At 71.5% G+C, this 17,349-nt stretch carries 14 protein-coding genes and 1 pseudogene; 7 read left to right on the top strand and 8 right to left on the bottom strand.

Going from position 1 to position 17,349, the window contains the following annotated elements; genetic code table 11:
• Positions 1 to 6: 6 nt before the first annotated feature.
• The 4 genes from ACLJTM_RS20210 to ACLJTM_RS20195 form a co-directional block, all read right to left on the bottom strand.
• Positions 7 to 519 (bottom strand): hypothetical protein, encoded by a 513-nt coding sequence (locus tag ACLJTM_RS20210; RefSeq protein ID WP_411105055.1) that lies wholly within the window; start codon positions 517 to 519, stop codon positions 7 to 9.
• A gap of 29 nt (positions 520 to 548) precedes the next feature.
• On the bottom strand, positions 549 to 1,895 hold the full coding sequence (locus ACLJTM_RS20205; RefSeq protein WP_411105054.1) for a hypothetical protein: 1,347 nt from the start codon (positions 1,893 to 1,895) through the stop codon (positions 549 to 551).
• A 31-nt stretch (positions 1,896 to 1,926) separates the two neighbouring features.
• Positions 1,927 to 2,304, bottom strand: coding sequence for a hypothetical protein (locus ACLJTM_RS20200; RefSeq protein WP_411105053.1), 378 nt, complete (start codon positions 2,302 to 2,304; stop codon positions 1,927 to 1,929).
• A 506-nt stretch (positions 2,305 to 2,810) separates the two neighbouring features.
• Complete coding sequence (locus ACLJTM_RS20195; RefSeq protein WP_411105052.1) at positions 2,811 to 3,077, bottom strand: hypothetical protein; 267 nt, start codon at positions 3,075 to 3,077, stop codon at positions 2,811 to 2,813.
• A gap of 373 nt (positions 3,078 to 3,450) precedes the next feature.
• On the opposite strand from ACLJTM_RS20195, the pseudogene ACLJTM_RS20190 reads away from it, so the two are divergent.
• Positions 3,451 to 3,644: pseudogene (locus tag ACLJTM_RS20190) on the top strand (hypothetical protein); the annotation flags it as partial.
• Positions 3,645 to 3,648: 4 nt separating this feature from the next.
• On the opposite strand, the gene ACLJTM_RS20185 reads toward ACLJTM_RS20190, so the two are convergent.
• The gene (locus tag ACLJTM_RS20185) at positions 3,649 to 3,819 is read right to left on the bottom strand and encodes a hypothetical protein (protein WP_411105051.1); all 171 of its coding nucleotides are present in this window, start codon (positions 3,817 to 3,819) and stop codon (positions 3,649 to 3,651) included.
• Between the two features lie 975 nt (positions 3,820 to 4,794).
• Here ACLJTM_RS20185 and ACLJTM_RS20180 point away from each other — a divergent pair.
• Together ACLJTM_RS20180 and ACLJTM_RS20175 are read left to right on the top strand one after the other, a co-directional pair.
• Complete coding sequence (locus ACLJTM_RS20180; protein WP_411105050.1) at positions 4,795 to 6,234, top strand: PP2C family protein-serine/threonine phosphatase; 1,440 nt, start codon at positions 4,795 to 4,797, stop codon at positions 6,232 to 6,234.
• Positions 6,231 to 6,602 (top strand): STAS domain-containing protein, encoded by a 372-nt coding sequence (locus tag ACLJTM_RS20175; RefSeq protein WP_411105049.1) that lies wholly within the window; start codon positions 6,231 to 6,233, stop codon positions 6,600 to 6,602. The genes ACLJTM_RS20180 and ACLJTM_RS20175 overlap by 4 nt, the downstream gene beginning before the upstream one ends.
• A gap of 385 nt (positions 6,603 to 6,987) precedes the next feature.
• On the opposite strand, the gene ACLJTM_RS20170 is transcribed toward ACLJTM_RS20175, so the two are convergent.
• The 3 genes from ACLJTM_RS20170 to ACLJTM_RS20160 all read right to left on the bottom strand — a co-directional run bounded on the left by ACLJTM_RS20170 (position 6,988) and on the right by ACLJTM_RS20160 (position 8,873).
• Positions 6,988 to 8,052: a hypothetical protein gene (locus ACLJTM_RS20170; RefSeq protein ID WP_411105048.1), complete on the bottom strand. Its 1,065-nt coding sequence runs from the start codon at positions 8,050 to 8,052 to the stop codon at positions 6,988 to 6,990.
• A gap of 64 nt (positions 8,053 to 8,116) precedes the next feature.
• Complete coding sequence (locus ACLJTM_RS20165; protein ID WP_411105047.1) at positions 8,117 to 8,278, bottom strand: hypothetical protein; 162 nt, start codon at positions 8,276 to 8,278, stop codon at positions 8,117 to 8,119.
• 262 nt (positions 8,279 to 8,540) lie between these two features.
• Complete coding sequence (locus tag ACLJTM_RS20160; RefSeq protein ID WP_411105046.1) at positions 8,541 to 8,873, bottom strand: hypothetical protein; 333 nt, start codon at positions 8,871 to 8,873, stop codon at positions 8,541 to 8,543.
• Positions 8,874 to 8,954: 81 nt separating this feature from the next.
• On the opposite strand from ACLJTM_RS20160, the gene ACLJTM_RS20155 reads away from it, so the two are divergent.
• The 4 genes from ACLJTM_RS20155 to ACLJTM_RS20140 all read left to right on the top strand — a co-directional run bounded on the left by ACLJTM_RS20155 (position 8,955) and on the right by ACLJTM_RS20140 (position 17,119).
• On the top strand, positions 8,955 to 9,950 hold the full coding sequence (locus tag ACLJTM_RS20155; protein WP_411105045.1) for a LuxR C-terminal-related transcriptional regulator: 996 nt from the start codon (positions 8,955 to 8,957) through the stop codon (positions 9,948 to 9,950).
• Positions 9,951 to 11,025: 1,075 nt separating this feature from the next.
• Positions 11,026 to 14,397 (top strand): ALF repeat-containing protein, encoded by a 3,372-nt coding sequence (locus tag ACLJTM_RS20150; protein WP_411105044.1) that lies wholly within the window; start codon positions 11,026 to 11,028, stop codon positions 14,395 to 14,397.
• A gap of 459 nt (positions 14,398 to 14,856) precedes the next feature.
• Entirely contained in the window at positions 14,857 to 15,366 is a 510-nt protein-coding gene (locus tag ACLJTM_RS20145) for a hypothetical protein (RefSeq protein WP_411105043.1), read from the top strand.
• 73 nt (positions 15,367 to 15,439) lie between these two features.
• Complete coding sequence (locus ACLJTM_RS20140; protein ID WP_411105042.1) at positions 15,440 to 17,119, top strand: trypsin-like serine protease; 1,680 nt, start codon at positions 15,440 to 15,442, stop codon at positions 17,117 to 17,119.
• The last annotated feature ends 230 nt before the right edge of the window (positions 17,120 to 17,349 follow it).

Genomic DNA, 17,349 nt, shown 5'->3' with positions numbered 1-17,349 from the left:
CAGCCGCTACCGGGGCCCGCCGGAGGGCTCCTGTCCGGTGTCCGGGCGGACCGTGCGGAGAAAGTCCTGGAAGTCCTCCAGGACGCTGTCGTGCTGCGTCGCGGTGGCGGTCAGGATCATCCGGATCACGGCGCGCCGCTTCACGTCCGTGCTGTCCAGCATGGCCAGGTAGACCTGCGACTGGACGAGGTCGCGGCGCACGCCGGCGATGACCGCCGTGAGTGCCAGCCGTTGGGTGAGGCCGGGAGCCTCCGCGGATCCGACGCCGCTACGCTGGACCACCGCCACGGACTCGACGCCGTCGCGCAGGCGCTCCACCGCGTCATCGGCGACGCCTTCCAGCGTCTCACCCTGCGAAAGGAAGTCGCCGTCGATGGTGATGTTGGCAGTGAACCCGGCGTCCGCCCGCGGGTGCAGAGCGACGAAGGCCACGGTCGGAGCGTCGACCTCGTCCGGCGGTGCCGGGATCCAGCCCTCCGGCAGGCGGAACTCGATCGGGAGGGGCAGAGTCGTGGCCATTCAGGTCCTTCCTTCCACGGAAACGTACATCAGTCGAACCAGCTGGTGACTTCGTCCTTGACGGAGCCGGCGGCGTCGCCGACCGCACCGGCCGCGTCCCCGACGGCGTCGGCGGCGTCGCTCGCGGCGGCCGAGACCTTGGCCGGGTCGACGGTGAACTCTCCGCCCAGCTTTCCGCCCAGGCCGATAGCGACGCCGAGTTCGCCACCGATGTGGAACTTGCCGTCCTCGCCCTTGCCGAAGGTCACCTTTCCCTCGGCGCCCGCCCCGGCCCATCCCTCGGCCGTCCCCCCGGCGCCGATCCCGGCGAGCTCTCCACCTCCCGCGTACGAGGCCTTCGCCCCGGCGAACGCCTTGGCACCCGCATTGACGCCGCTCAGGTTCGCCCCCGCGCTGACTCCGGCCTCGGCTCCGGCGAATCCCTCACCGCGCACGTAATAGCCCATGTGCCCGTACTCCGCCCGGCCCTCCGCCAGCGCCCGCCCGCCCACGGACGCCTCGGCCTTGCCGGTGAGGCCACCTTCGGTGAACCCGACGTTGGCGGTGGCCCGGGCCCCCGCATAGGCGTCGGCGATCCCGGAAAGCTTCATGGACCCGTTGGTCAGAGATCCTTCAGCAGTGGCATGGCCGAGGTCGGCATAGGCCTTGGCCGAAACCTCTTTGCCGTACTGAGGGCCGTAGGCGGCAGCACCTCCTCCGGGACCGGTCGCCGAGGCCTTGCCCTCGGACTGCCACCCGTCGGTCTTCGTGGTGGCGTCCTTGTCGGCTGCTCCCGGCATCGGAACCTTCGCCAACTCTCCCTCGGCGCCCGCGTTGAAACCCCTGAGGGTCTGGTCGGCGCCCTTGCCGAAGTTGTCCTTGTTGCTGTCGACTCCGGCGGCATCGAGGGCGATCTTGACGTGCTCGTCTGCCTGGGTGACGGCCTTCACCCGATCGTCGATGTGCTGCTGCCACTTGGCGACCGCGGTGCGGATCGAGGTCTCGCCGTCGGGGTCGTGCTGGTAGGCGCTGCGCTCGGCGGGGGTGAGCTTCGCGTAGTCGAAGGCCACGCGCCCCTGCTCCGAAACGGTCATGCCGGCGGCTATCGCCTCGGCTCGGGCACTCTCGACCCGTTTCTTCAGGTCCGTGAACTGCGCATGGGCGTCCCGCAACAGGTCGGCGATCGCCTTGGCCTGGATCTGCGAGGCCGAGTACTCGTAGCGGGTCGCCGCGAAACCCGCTTGTGCGGCCCCTGCACTGACACCGGCCCAGTTCTGGCCGCCGGTCGATATCTTCTGCACCGTGTCGCCGTAGCGGACCTCGACCTTGTGCAACTCGCCCGCCATCGCGTCCCACTTGGTGGCCGCCGTCGTCAGCAGGCCGAGGTCCGTGGTCATGACGTCGTGGTACGTAGGCACAGCGGTCCCCCTACAGGCCGTTCAGCTTCGACTGCGACAGGAACTGGTTGCGGAGGCCGGTGTCGTTGTGAGTGAAGAGACCCGAGGCGCCGCGCAGCGCGTTCTTCTCACCGGCGAGGCGGCCCATCAAGGTCTTCACCTGCTGGTCCCAGGTGTCCGCCATCTTCTTCAGGCCGGCGGCCGTGTCCCAGCCTTCGAAGCCCTTCTGGGCCGACCCGGTGGCGTCGTCCGCGTACTCCGAGGCCTTCTTGGTGTTCGGCTCCAGCTCGGTCTCGATCGTGTCGGCCGCGGCTTTCTTCTGGGTCGGCGTCGAAGCGAAGTCCTGGTACCCGCCCGGAGTGAACAGTCCTCCCGAGGGCGGGGTGACGCCCGGAGCGTACGGGACCACCGGGTCCGGCGTGACGCCTGGCGCGTAGGGCCCAGGTGGACCGCTGTTCAGTCGCAGGCCTGCGTCCTGGTCCGCGCTGCTCGCACTTTCGAAAACGGATTCCCGTTCGGAATTCCCTGACATGGTGCGCCTCCCCCTCGGCAGGCATCGATCATAAGATCGTTGTGCGCACGGGAGTCGAACGGGGTCCCTGCGTCGTCGGACCGGAGGCGGACCGGGGGTGGGCCGGGGGTGGGGTTCCGTGCCGGGTAGCGCGTGCCTGGCACGAACCGAGAGAGCTGGACCCGCTCTGCGGCGGCACGCACGAGCCTGCGCAGCAGCGCAGAGTGCAGTGGGCGCGCTCCGTCGGCGACGACGGGACCACGGGGGCGCCCCGGTAGTGACCGGCGGGCGGGGCACACCGTTGTCCGGCATGGACGTGGGCGACTTTCCCCGGCGTACTCCTGCGAATCGACAGCGAAAGGCCGCCGCCCCCGCGCGACGGGGGCCTCAGCTCTGCCGGCTGTCTACGAAGCCGGGGCGAACTCCACCTGCATGCGTCCGCAGTCGGCCTCGATGTCCGGCAGCCGGTCCCGCTCGGACTCATCGACCGACAGATTCCAGCGCAGCTTCGTCGCTCCCCACTCAGCGCCGTACCGGTACTGCACATCCTGCGAGCCCATCGGCGGCAGCCACTGCGCCGGGTGTTGGTGGGACTTGCAGCGGTTCGAGCGGGCCCAGGCTTCGGAGAGGGGCACCACGTGGTCGATGTCCAGCGGGCCAGCCGAGGTCATCGGCCGCTCGTCGCAGTACGACCAACGCACCCCACCGGTCAGCGCGCAGCCCGGGCCTTTCGAACGCTTCCGTGATCGGCACCTCCGCCCGGCTATGACAACCGGGAGGCGTTGGCGTCGGCATTCCAGTCCTTGCCTGGTGCACTGGTAGCGGTGCGTTCCTCGGCTCCGAGCTGCAGTGCGCAGACCGCAACGCCAGTCGGCACGATCTGCGGCACGGCGGCCGGCCACACGTACGGCGGCGGCGTGGGTGGTGGCGGGCAGGAGAAGGGCGAGCGCCGCGGCAGCCGCAGTCGCAGCCGCAGTCGCAGCCCACCTCGTGATCATCATGGGCCGGTCGTAAGTGGCCCCAGGCTCAGTCGGCAGTCGCTGGCGCGGTCCACGGCCCCACTTGCGTTGGGCAACACCGGCTGATGCACCAAAACCCACCCGCCCCGGCTGTCCCCTCGGCTCGAAGAACCGACCGCCCGCCACCCGCTGCATCGGGCGCGTCCTTGGCACCGGTGAGGCGCACCCCCGCCCAGCTCCCACCAGGTTGGCATCAAACCTCGGAGATCAGCTGAATAGCCAGTCAGGTCCTCTGCGGCCGAGCGGCAACAGCATCGACGCCGGCTTTCCGCAGCTTGCGGGCCAGGAACTCCATCTCAGGCATCGTGCCTGAGTGATCTCCGGCCAAGACCTCTCTCAGCAGGGTCTTGACTTCATCAAGACCGATGCCGAGTTCTGCCCGCAGAACCCGCATGATCGCGGCGTTCCTCGCTGATGGATCTACCTGGAGGCGGGCCGGTCCTCGCTCGGAGAGCAGCCGACCTCGTAGCTCGGAAGGCAGATCACCGCCGCAGTCAGCTACCGCAAACCCGCAGGCTGAGCACCTGGACTCCGTGTCCCAGCACAAGGAGCCATGGACCAGGGCATGGACGCCCCAGCACTCCAACTCCGCACCGCAGTTCTGGCACCCTGCTGAGTACCTGATGGACTCGAAGACCGCTTGATCCATACCCACCCCTTAAAGGAGTTGAGGTTAGACGACAGGCTGAGCGCGTGCGATACGAGGAGAAGGCGAAGCTCACCGCCGCGAGGGTCCTGGTCCCGTTGGCCGTCCTTGTCGCCTCACCAGTGCTGCTGATAGCTGGAGGACCGATCCGCCGTCGATTCCTCCGCTGCGTCCACCGGCCTGAGGCTCCAGTGATCCTGGACAAGGAGCGGGGCCAAATCAGTGTCCACTGGTTCGTGGTCACAAGCCCACGTGTTGCGTGGCTCTGCCGACCCTCAGAGGCACTCGCCCGGCTCATCTCGCGCCGAGGTTGAAACGGCAAACTCGGGTTGAGCCAGTCGTCGCTGTCGGCTCACGTCGCCCTGACCACTCCCGCCTCACAACGGACAACGGACAACGGACACACTCATGCCCTGTCCATAACTCTTGCTCCGCCGCGAAGCCGCTCGCCAGGGCGCCGGAGTGGAGCGTACTCGGCGGTCTGGGCGAGCGTCGGATGTCCCCTCTCCCCCCCCGAATCGTCAACATGTTCGATGGCTTCTCTGCACCAGGGATACACGGTGGGCCGGCCGCCTTCAGGGAGGCGGTGGCTGCATATGCCGGAGCCGACCGGCCCGTGGCTCGAGCCGTTCGTGTCGAGCGCTGGTTACCGGCCGACGGGGGGCTGGTCTAGGCTGCCGCAGTCGTCGGCACCGACGCCGGCGCGGCAAGGAGAGGTAGACGATGCCGCAACCCGGACACGCAACCAGCCCGGCAGGCCTGCCGGGGCAGGAGGCGCTCAGTGCCGTGGAAGAAGCGGCCCGGATGGATGCGGTGCGCCGCTACAACATCCTCGACACCCCGCCCGACGGCGCGTTCGACCGTGTCGCAGCGATGGCGGCCCGGCTGTTCAAGGTGCCGGTGGCGAGCGTGACGATTGTGGACGAGGACCGGATCTGGTTCAAAGCCAGCCACGGGCTGGACGGCGTCACCGAGATCAGCCGCGAGCCGGGCCTGTGCGGCTCGGCGATCCTTGCCGACGAGACGCTGGTGATCCCCGACACGCTCACCGACCCCGTCGCCTTCAACAATGGCCTGGTCACGGGGCCGATGGGGGTGCGCTTCTACGCCGCCGCGCCGATCATCACCGGCGACGGGCACCGGTTGGGCACCGTCAACATTCTCGACACCAAGCCTCGCCTGATCACCGAGGACGACACCGCAACTCTCGCGGACTTGGCCTCGATCGTGCTTGACGAGCTGGAAGTGCGCCTGTCGGCTCTGAACGCCCTGCGCGCCGAGCAGGAACGGCGCCGGGAGCAGGAGGAGGCGCGGCAGCGCGCGGAGCGGGACAAGAGCGCCATCGAGGCGTTCGCCTCCACCCTCCAGCGGACCCTGCTGCCTCCGGCCCTGCCGGTGGTACCGGGGCTGGAACTGGCCTGTCACTACGCCACCGCCTCCCCTCAGAACGTCGGCGGTGACTTCTACGACGTCTTCCCTCTCGACGGTACGCGGTGGGCGTTCTTCTTGGGAGATGTGTGCGGCAAGGGTCCCGAAGCCGCCGCCCTGACCTCCCTGACCCGCTATACCCTGCGCGCCGCAGCCCTGATCGACCCGAACCCCGACGTTGTTCTCACCTCCCTGAACACGGCGCTGCTGCTTGACCCGGCGATCGGCACCCGGTTCTGCACGGCCGTCTTCGGCATCCTCGAACCGCACGAGAGGCAAGGCTTCACCGTCACGGTGGCCACCGGCGGGCACCCGCCGGCTTACCATCTGCGCGGCTCCGGGGCGGTGGAAGCGGTGCAGCTCAAGGGGGGCATGCTCATCGGGGCGATCTCCGAGGCGCACTTCGCCTCCCGCAGCTTCCACCTCGCCCCGGGTGAGGGACTGCTCCTCTATACCGACGGGCTGACCGAGGCCCGCACCCTGGGCGGCGAAATGATCGGCGAAGAGGGCCTGACCCGCTTCCTTGCCGCCCGCACCGCACCCGTCAGCGCGGCGGCGGTCATAGAGGACACCGTCGGCCTCCTCGACGCCATGCCCCATGGGGCGGGGGACGACGTCGCCCTGCTATCCCTGTCCGTTCCCCGCGCCGACATCAAGGACGGCCTCACCGCGACCGCCACCGCACACTCACACTCCATCTCCCCCGCCGGCGAGACGCCGGAGACCCGACCATGACCGACTTCCGCCTCACCGCACAGCACACCGACGGCGACCTCGCCCTGGCCCACGTCGCCGGAGAACTCGACATCGACACCGCCCCGCACCTGCGTACCCAGGCCCTGGCACTGATCGAACAAGGCCACCGCCACCTCATCCTGGACCTTCAGGCCGTCACCTTCTGCGACTCCTCCGGCTTCAACGCCCTCGTCGGCATCTACCGCTGCGCCAAGACCGCGGAGGGCACCCTGGTCCTCGCCGCCATCCCCGACCGCCTGCAACGGCTGTTGCACCTCACCGGCCTCGACACCCTGCTACCCGCCCACCCCAGCGCCGCCCACGCCCTCGTCGCGCACTCCCGCAGCCAGGACACAGCCACCGCGTAACTCCTACAGTGGCCGACGAGCGATGACGGCCACCGCAACGTCAAGAGGATGGGCCCGATCCATACGTGGACACCTCACCAGCGCCCTCGGCCCGGGGCGACTGCCCGCTGGGCGCTTACCCCGTCGGGTTCGAGGAGATGGGGACCGGCGCCGAGGGCATGCACCTGATCCGGCACGCGGGTGGGTCGTGGTCGGTCCGCTGTCGGAAGAGGTACCTTCACCGCACGGCGGTGGGGTCTCCGCCGAAGTCGCAGGATGACCTCACCCGATCTTGCCGGGCTCTGGCAGGCCTTCGGCCTGGCCGTGGCTGTCGCGGCTGACGCTCGGTGGCCCTTCTGTCACGGGTTGGCGGGGTGGGAAGGCCAGTTGGGACAGCTGGGACAGCTCATTGGATCAAGTCGGTGTGCGGATGCTCGGGGGAGGTCGGGCAGACGTAGATCTGCATGTTGTCCGTGCTGCCTACTTCTACCTCCGTCGGCTGCGCGGGGTTCTGGCCCGCGTAGTGAGTCCCACCGGCGGCGGCCTGGTCTTCCTGCGGCACCCAGCCTTCGTCGCCGTCCCATTCCCGGGAAGCGATCGTCAGCAGCGGGGTCATCTGTGCCTCGCACACGGCGCAATACCGGGCGATCGGGTCGGTACGGCCCCACGGGGGCCAGCCGCCGACCTTCCAGCCGGGTGCGTTGCCCAGATGGATGGAATAGAAGTCGCGCGGATACGCCGCGTAGGAGCTGGCCACGTCGGCCCCGCCTGCCTGCCACCTGTTCCAGTCCTCCAGCGTCTCCTGCAGCTCTGGACTCAGATCCAGGCTGTTGGGGTACTCGGTGATCGCTTCTGGCGCCAGCAGGCACGGTTCCGGCACGTAACCCGGATAGTCCGCCTCGTACGGTTCCGGTGGTGCGACGAGGACGTCGCCGACCTCCGCGGCGGACCGCCAGAACAGTGCGGTCGCCGGCTTGTAATCCGGATCGTGCTCATACGGGCACCAGAGGATCTGGAGCAGATCAGCCTGTCCGGGCGGCCGCAACAGGGGTACGTCACGCAGGAACAACTGAGCCACGGGCAACATCGGGACTGGGCATTCGGCGGGCCTCGGAGGACTGGCTTCGAGCCGTCTGGCAAGCCACGCAGCATTGCGCTCCTTGAGCGCCTCCTCCTCGGGCGTAAGCGCGGGCTGGACGTCTGGGCGACGCCGGTACTGCAAGAGTCTCGTGAGCCGTACTTCGGTCGGTGACCGGCGGCAGCCGCTGTCCACGTGCAGGTGCGCGTCTTCGCAGTGCGGCCACGCCTCTCCTGCCGGCCATAGCAACGGTCCGCCGACCGAGCTGTCCCTGACCGACGGCGACCCCTGACGCGGATGCAGCCGTATGGCGGGGCGTGCCAGCGGTGCCAGCTCAGGGAAGATTGCGGCCACCTCGACAGGCCGCGGCGGAGTAGTGCGTATGAACGTCATGTTGGTGATCTTGTCACCAGCCACCGACAGCGAGGGGTGCCGTTGCCGTCAGGAGGCGCGGGGCCTACTGCCAGCCCATGTTGCCCTGCACGGTGGCGCTGGCGGTGGCGGTGGCGGTGGGAGTGGAAGGGGCCGGGGCGGCCGTCGCCGTGGTGCCGGCGGCGAGCGGGGCGATGACGGTAAGGGCGAGGACCGCGGCGGCCCGGGCGATGCGCATGTGCGGCATGGGGTGCTTCCGTTCCTGAGGACGAGGGTGGTGCGGACGGTGACCGGTTCCGGTGGCGCCCCGCGGTGGCGCTTTCCGGTCCGGCGCTTTCGGGACTGCTGTCCCTTCGGCAAGAACCACTGTCGTCGCAGGCCGGTGCTGGTGGAAGGGCGGGCGGGTGGCCGGAAGCGGCTGCGGCCGTTTGTGTCCACTCCCGGGCGGCCGGAGCGCGGTGGCCGGCCGGCGGGGCCGCCCGCTCCGGTGCTCGACGTCCGTCCGGACCTCAGGGTCCCGTCGGTCCCCAGGGTCCCGTCGGTTCCCAGGGTCCGTCGAGCCTCATGAGCGGGGCTTCCGCGCGCAGCAGGGTCCAGTGCGCGAAGGCGCGGTCGCCCGCCAGCAGCCGGGTGCAGAGGGCGGTCGCGGTCGCTTCGGCTCCGGCCAGCGAGTCGGCCAGGAGGTAGAGGCCCAGCACCGGCCCCGCGGGCGCGTCGGCGTGCACGCTGACGTGCTCCAGGCCGTCCTCGGGGCGGGCGTATCCATGGAGCAGAGTGCGCAGGTCAGGCGGGAGTTCGCTGCCTTCGTCGGGCGGTCGTACGTGCGCGTGTACGAGGTACATCTGCCTTCCTTCTGCCGTCCCCCGCAGGCATATGATGATCGTCTTGTGCTGGAGACGGGCACATTCTGGGGGGGAAATTTCATGCTGACCGCACTGGGGCTCGATACGATGGCGGAGGCCGTCTACCGAGCCATGCTGGCTGATCCGGGGGGCGGGGTCGCCGCTCTGGCCGCGCGTACGGGCGCCACAGAGCAACAGGTCCGTGACGGACTTGACGTCCTCAGCGAGCTCGCGCTGGTCCGGCCTTCGGCCGACAGCGGTGGGCTGCGCGCGGTCTCGCCGGATCTCGGGATGGAGGTCCTGATGGCCCGGCAGCAGGCCGGAATCGCGGCGCAGCAGCAGCGGTTGGCGGCGTCCCGCGCGGCCGCCGCGCAGCTGATCTCCGAGTACGCGGACCTGCGGCCGGCCACCGCGAGCCCGGGCGTCGAGCAGTTGATCGGCCTGGACCGGATCCGGGACTGCCTCGCGCGCCTGACCCGTGAGGTCCGCGACGAGGTGATGACGTTCGCGCCCGGAGGGCCGCAGACGGAGGACAACATCGCCGCGTCCCGGCCGCTGGACGCGGAACTGTTGGGGCGGGGGGTGCGGACCAGGGTGGTGTACCTGGACAGCGTGCGCCACCACCGGCCGACCGTGGAGTACGCCCGGTGGACGGCTTCGCTGGGCGGGCAGGTCCGCACCGTGCCCGCGCTGCCCACCCGGCTGGTCATCGTGGACCGGTCGACCGCGGTGATCCCCGTGAACTGCGAGGACACCTCGGGCGGCGCCGTCGTCCTGACCGGGCAGGGCACGCTGACGGCACTGTGTGCGCTGTACGAGAGTGTCTGGGAGGCGGCGCACCCGCTGGGTGAGGCGCCGGTCCGCGACGTGCACGGGTTGAGCGCGCAGGAGGCCGCCGTCATCGGGCTGCTCGCCGAGGGGCACACGGACGAGACGATCGGAAAGCGGCTGGGGGTGTCCACCCGGACGTCCCGGCGGATCGCGAACGACCTCATGGAGCGGCTCGACGCACGCAGCCGGTTCGAGGCGGGTGTCCGCGCCGTGCAGCACGGCTGGCTGCCCGGCCGGGCGGGCTGATCCCGTCCCGCCGAGGGCCCTCGCCGCCAGGCGGCGTGCGGGGGCCCTGTGCTGGTTCGGGTCCTCGCCCGCGGCCCTGCGGCGTACGGACGAGGACGGCGCCACGACTGCCGCACCCGGCCGGCTTCCCGGCCCGGCCCTGCCGTTGCCCGGCCGGCCGCCGTGGCCGTCCCGGTCGGTCGGCGGGGGGCTCGTACGGCCGCTGGGGTGTGAACAGGCATGGTGATCCCGGCATCGGTGGGTGCTGAGGGAGGTTCGTACGCCGCGCCGATGGGTCCCGGGGGGCCGTGTGGCCGGCGGCGGGTCGGACGCGCCTCACCCAACCTCCCCGCTGCCCATCGTCCGTGGAAGGCCGACGGCCTGGCCTCAAGCGGCCTGGGCCACAAGCGTCCAGGCGCACCCCGCTGCTCCGCGACTCCGGTTCCCGCTCGCCCAGCCGCTTTCCTGCCCACTCTCCCGCCTCCCCACCTCCCCGCCTCCTTGCGTCCCCGCCTCCCTGTTTCCCTCCTCCTTGCGTTCCCGCGGTCCCGCGTTCCCGGCTCCGGAGAACTCCGACCACATGACGCTTCCTCACCCGGGTGTGCCCCCACGTCATGCGTCCGCGCGCGTGCCGCGTATGTCGCCCGGGGAGCCCCCGGGACCGCCCGGGGCCACCCTTCCCTCACCCCGGCCAGATCGGGCCAGGGACGCTTCCGGCCACCCGGTCGCCCTTCCACTCGTGGTGCCGGTGGGCCGAAAGTGGTGATCGCCGCCAGGGAGCGACACGTGGACCCGGCCGGCACCGACACAGGACATGACCGCGCGGCTCCCCTCGGGAGCGCGACGCGACGTGCCGGGTGCGGACCGACGAGTACGGCGGTCCGGGGAGCCGGGGACACGCCCGGCAGGGAACACACCGCAGCAGAAGGGAGTCGTGATGGCCCAGCGCTCTTCGCGACAGTTCAGCAGACGTCAGATGGTCACCGCGTTCGCCGGGGTGGCGGCAGCGTGTGCCCTGCCGAACTGCACCGTGCTCAGCCGCCCCGCCTACGCGGCGGGTGGTGCCGGAGCCGCCCCTCTGCCCGGGGGGTCCGGCTTGCCGGACACCGATCGCGGCCGGGCCGTGTGGGCGTACCGGACGGGGGGCCGCGCCGTCCGCAGCGCGGCCGCCGCAGCCTTGGTGGGCAGCGCGGCGGACGTGAAGAAGTTCCTGGAGGAGCGGCTTCCCCCGGCCCGGGCCGAGGACAACCGGTTCACGCTCACGCGGTCGCTGGTGACGGCGGGCCGGGCGACGTCCGACGGCATCGGGGCGGCGCTCTCCGGTGGACCGGCGGCGGTGGACGCGTATCTGGCGGGTGGTTTCCAGGGCGCGGTGCGTGAGGACCTGCGCGTGGCGGTGACCTCCGTCATGGCCCGCGGTGCCCGTGCCGTGAAGCGCGAGGGGGCCGCCGCGCTGGATGCCGGTTCGGACTTCGCGCTGCGCGCCTTCCTCAGCGGCGGGCAGTTCACCGCCCAGGAGGAGGACGACCGGGTCCAGGTGACGTCCCTCCTCGTGACGGCGTCTGCGCAGGTCCGGGTGTACGCCCAGCGGGCTCTGGACGACGGGTCGCCGCGGGCGGTCCGGTGGTTCCTGGAGACGGGCCAGTACATCGCCCGGGCCCGGGACGAGGAGACCGCGACGATCCAGCAGCTGGTGAAGGTCGTGGAGGCGGAGGGACAGATCGCCGGCAAGAAGACCGACGAGGCAGTCGAGCTGTCGCAGCAGGCGGTCAAGGCCGCCGACAAGGCCAAGGAGGCGGCCCTGGAGGCCAAGGCCGAAGCCTTGGCTGCCGGGAAGGACGTCCAGCTCTCGGCGCAAGCCGCGAACAAGGCGGCGCAGGCGGCGCGGGGTGCGGCAGCAGCCGCGGCGACCGCGGTGTCGGCCTCGCGGACGGCGCAGGTCGCCGCCTCGCGTTCGGTGGCGGCCGCCCAGGCCGCGGCAGCCGCTGCCGCCTCGGCGGGCCGGGCCGCCGCCCGGGCGTACGAGGCCGCGATCGGGGCCTCCCGGGACGCTTCCATGGCGGACGCGGCCCGGGCCGCGGCGCAGGCCGCCACGTCCGTGGTCAAGTTCGTCCGCACGGTCGCGCAGAAGGCCGAACTCGCGGCCGCCGCCGCCGACGCGGCCGACGGCGCGGGTGCCGCTGCCGCCAGTTCCGCGGTCAACGCGGCCGCCGCGGCCCGGGCTTCGGCCGACGCGGCCGCCTCCTCCGGCGCCGCGCAGTCCGAGGCTGCCGCGGCGCAGCGGGAGGCCGCCATCGCCGAGGCCGCCGCGGCCAAGGCCACGGCGGCCGCGGGCAAGTCCCGGAGCCTTGCCGGGCAGGCAGCCGCTGCGGCCCGGGTGGCCCGGGACGCGGCCAACAGTGCCGCCGACCACGCCGAGAAGGCCGCTGCGGCCGCCATCGAGGCGGCGAACCACGCCGGGCAGTCCGTGGACTATGCCAACCGGTCGACGGCCGCAGCCAACGCCGCCGTCGAAGCTGCGGACAAGGCTTCGGCAGCGGTCGCCAAGGCACGCGAGGTGGAACGGGTTGCCCGTGACGCGGAGATGGCCAAGCTCGACGCGGAGACCGAGGAAGCGGTCGAGCTGGCCCGCAAGGAAGCGGCCGCGGAGGCGAACCGACTGGCGCAGTACGACCGGGAACGCACCCAGGAGGCCCGGCTGTCGGCCGAGTTGGTCGCCCTGATCAGCTCCGCCGAGTCCGCGCTGCGGGGTGGCAGGACGGCGGAGGCCGTCGCGACCGGCCGCAAGGTCGCCATCCAGCTCATCGACCGCTCGGGCACCTGGACCCAGCAGGCCGCCGAGTTCGCGCTGGGCGGCTCGGACGAGGACGTCGTCCGCTGGCTGGACGCCGACCGCGTCATCGCCCTGCAGCAGGACAACTTCGAGAACGTCGCGGCGAAGGCCGCCATCTCCACGAAGAACGTGGCCGTGGCCGCGGTGGACGTGCTCAAGAGCGGCGACACCACCAGGATCAGGACGTTCCTGGAAACCGGTGCGATCGAGGCCGCCAAGGAGGACAACCGGGTCGAGGTGACCACGGTCCTCGCCGATGACAACACCGGCCCCGCCGAACGGCGCGCCGCCGAGGCAGCCCTGGAGAAGGGCACGGCCCAGGCCCTGCACGCCTTCCTGCACGTGGAACGCACCAAGGCCGTCCGCGAGGACGACCGGGTGGCGGCCACCACGCTGCTGGCGAACGGCGGCCCCTACGTCAAAGCCGCCGCCCGGATCGCCCTCGAAGGCGACGCGCACATGCTGCGCCGGTTCATCGGCAGCACGCAGCACGAGTTCGCGCGCATCGACCACGACCACGCCACGCACATCAGCGCGATCCTGGCCATGATCGCGGGAGCCGCGAAGGTCGCCCAGGAGGCACAGGAGAACGCAGCGCGTGCCTCCGAAGCCGCGGCCCTCGCCCGCGACGCCTCGCAGAAGGCCCTCGAATGGGCCGAACTGGCCAAGGGTTACGCCGCGGCCGCGAAACTGTCCGCCGAGGAGGCCCGCAAGAACGCCGAGGCCGCCGAGGGGTCGGCAGCCGCGGCCGCACGCTCCGCCGAGACGGCACGTCAGGCGGCCGCGGCCGCGACCAGGGCGAGCAAGGTGGCCAGGAGCGCGGCGACCCGCGCCGTACGGTCCGCTACCGAAGCCGCCGCCTACGCCGCCGACGCCGCAGCCTCCGCCGCCGCGGCCCGCCAGGCCTCGCTCGCGGCGGGCCAGAGCGCCAACGCGGCTTCCGCTGCGGCCATGGAGGCCAAGTACCTGGTCTTCGAGGCGGCGCGGCGCGAGGCGATCCAGAAGGCGCAGGAAAACGCGAAGACCCCGATCAAGCCCGGCGACCTCGGCCTGCCGGCGGGAGCCGAGAGCTGCCTGACCCCCTTCGGGCAGCCGATCGAGTCCGGCAACTCCACCAACCCGTGGGAACTGGGCTGGAGCTGGCTCACCGGAACAGGCCCCTCCGCGCAGTGCTTCGGTCCGAACGACGACTTCACCCGCATCTACCGTGAGCACCAGCACACCCAGCAGACACTCGCGGGCGTAGCCGCCCTCACCCGTTCGGGCAACTACACGCTCGGCACCCCGCTCAAGTACAACTACTCGCTCAGCGGCTTCGGCGGCGCGGGGAAGTACCTCCAGGACTACGGGACGCTCACCACGGCCGGCCTCACCGGAAACCTCGCCTACACCTTCCTCGGTTCCCACACGGTCCGGCTGACCCCCTACCGCAAGAACGCGGACGGCTCCGTGGTGTGGCGGTACAGCGCCTACAACGCGTCCACCATCGAGTCGGCCACGCACCCTCCGGTCATCGGCTACACGGACTGGTGGCGCAAGGGACCCGGTTCGCTCATCAACGAGATCGTCGGCGACAGCGGTCCGATGTCGCCCAAGACCCAGGTCATCGAGTTCGACATCACGCTGGGCCCGTGACCCCCGGTAGGGCCCCGTGGCGGTTCGCCGCCCTGCCGGCCGCTTCCGAGGCCCTCCTCACCGGCCGTGCCGATCCCGTCGGTCCCGGCGCGCTGCCCGGGCTGTAGGGCGGGGACCGGACGGGCCCCGTGCTGCGGCGGGACCCCGACGGGACGTTCTGGGCCGAGGGCGTACGGGCGGACCTGTCCTGCGACCCCGCCGGCTCCCGCGTCCGCCGGAAGGCCCGGGGCCGGGCCGGCCGGCGACTTCGTCCCTCCGACTTCGTCCATCTCCTCGCCGGCATCTCGTCGTCGAGGACGGTGGCCTCGGCCGGACCGGCCCGGATGACGGCGCCGTAGCGCTCGCGCTCCGCGCCACCCGGCTCCTCCGCACCGCTCTTTCCGCATCAACCACTCCGACCCGACGGGGCGGTGGGGGAAGCTCCCGCCGCCCCGTCGATCACGACCTCAAGGAACAGCAATGAAGACGCGCAACGTCTGGACCCGCATCCTCGGAACGGCGACCGCGGCCGGTGTACTGGCCTGGGCGGTGGTGGCAGCGGGCCAGCCCTCCACCGGCTCCACTACGACCAGCAGCAAGCCCGTCGCCGAGACCGGCCCCGGCTACGCCATCGAGGACTACAACTACCCCGGCGCCGACAAGATCCTGGCCCAGCAGGGAGTCGTCCTCAAGCGCGGCGACGGCCACATCCTGCTCGCCGACTGCAAGAGCGAGGAGAACCTCCTCAAGTTCCTCGCCCGCGACCGGGCCGACGTCTGCTTCAAGGTCACCGCCGACGAGGGCTTCCTCACCCTGGAGATCCCCTCGGTGCACGGGGTGCGGACGGACGACTCCGTCAAGACCCACCTGGCGATGACCGCCGAGAACGACCGCGTCGAGTACGACATCCCCGCCAAGACCTGGGAAGGGGTCGGCGAGTCCGTGGACGGCCGGGAGCACGTCCTGGTCGAGATCCGCATCAGCAAGTAGCGGCGGTCGTGCACCCGCACGACCCCGCCCCTGCTTGCCCGCCCTCCTCTTCTCATCCCGAAGGAACCCGTACATGTCTGCCTTCCGTCCGCGCACCGCCCGTACCGCCCGTTCCGCCCGTACCATCCGTACCGCCCGTGCCGCCCGCATCCCCGCCCTGCTCGTCACGACGACTGCCGTCGCCGCCGGCCTGGTCCCCGCCGGCTCCGCCGTCGCCGTCTCCGGCCCGGAGGCCGCCGCCGGTCAGCACACCGCCGTCGTCAAGCTGAACATCGGGGACGAGCCGAACGGCCGCGGGTGCACCGGCACCCTCATCGACGCCTCCTGGGTCCTGACCGCCGCCAGTTGCTTCGCCGCGACCCCGGGCACGACCGTGCCGGCCGGCGCCCCCGCCCTGAAGGCCACCGTCATCCTCGCCGACGGCAAGCGGATCGCGGTCGCCGAGCTGGCCCCCCGCACCGACCGCGACCTCACCCTGGCCCGTCTGGCCACCCCCGCCACCGGCCCCACGGGCATCACCTACGCCGCTGCCGCCCCGGCCGCGGGCGCCGAACTGACCGCCGTGGGCCTGGGCCGGACCGCAACCGAGTGGGCGCCGCTCAAGGCCCACACCGGCGCCTTCACCCTCGGCGCCTCCGACTCCACCACCTTGAGCATCACCGGCAAGGGCACCGACGCCATCTGCAAGGGCGACACCGGCGGCCCCCTGGTAAACGCCGCCGGCGAGGTCGTCGGCGTCAACAGCCGTTCCTGGCAGGGTGGTTGCCTGTCCGCCGACCCGGCCGAGACCCGCACCGGCGCCATCGCGGCCCGGGCCGACGGTCTGCGCGAGTGGATCGACGGGATCCGGTCCACCACCCCGGGCTGGCAGACCAGGGCCCTCGTGCAGTCCGGCACCGGCCTCTACCAGTCGGTGCGGCTGGCCGACGGCTCCTGGACCGGCTACACCGACGTCCAGGACAAGGCCGGCAGCCTCGGCGGAATCCGCAGCAGCGCCGCCGCGGGCATCAACGGCGACACCCACATCCTGGCCATCAGCAACAGCGGCGGGCTCTTCCACACCCTCCGCAAGCCGGACGGCACGTGGAGCACGTTCGGTGACGTGTTCGCCGCGGCCAACTCCCTCGGCAGCCTCACCCAGGTCTCCGCCGTCTCCATCGGCCACGACCTCCACGTCATCGCCGTCGCCGACGGCAAGGCCTTCCACACCGTCCGCAACAGCGCCGGCAGCTGGACCCCCTTCCGCCAGGTCAACGGCACCGTCACCGGGGTGACCGCGGCGGCGACCGCAAGCGTGCGCGGCGAGCTCCAGGTCGGCCTGATCAGCGGCGGCAAGGTCTACCACAGCATCCGCCAGACCAACGGCAGCTGGCTGCCCTGGGGCAACGTCAACCAGGTCGTCGGCGCCACCGGCCCCGTCACCTCCCTCACCATGGCCGGCACGGGGGACGACACCCAGCTCGTCATCTCCACCGACAACGGCACCCGCCAGTACCACACCATCCGCAACGTCAGCGGCTCCTGGACGGTCTGGGGCGACCTCAAGGACTACCTGGGCACGGTGACCACGAAGTCCCTCGCCGCGGCGGCCGTCAACGGTGAGTTCCAGCTCGCCGCCACCACCACCGACGGCAAGCTCCTCCACACCACCCGCCGCGCCGACCGCACCTGGGCCACCACGGTGGCCGTCCCCCTCAAGGGCATTCCGGCCGCCCCCGGCCACCTCGCCATCACGGCCAACCACAACGGCTGACCGGGGGCCGGGCGGGCGCGGCCCCACGCCGCCGCGCTGCCCGCACCACCGAGCGGTCACGGGCGCGCCCCTGCACGAAAAGTGCCGGGGCGCGCCCGTTCCTCATCCGGAGGGGCGGTTTGCTGCGGGTGAGACCGGGTGCGGACGGGGCGCAGCAGAAGGGTCCCGCCGAGGAGGGCGAGTACGGCTGCCGCGCGGAGCAGCGTCGTGATGGCCGTGCTGGTTCAGGC

This window comes from Streptomyces sp. cmx-4-9, from assembly GCF_046548835.1.
In the GTDB taxonomy this organism is placed as follows: Bacteria; Actinomycetota; Actinomycetes; order Streptomycetales; family Streptomycetaceae; genus Streptomyces.
The sequence above is the reverse complement of the archived record's forward strand: the minus strand, read 5'-3'. Positions and strand labels throughout refer to the sequence as shown.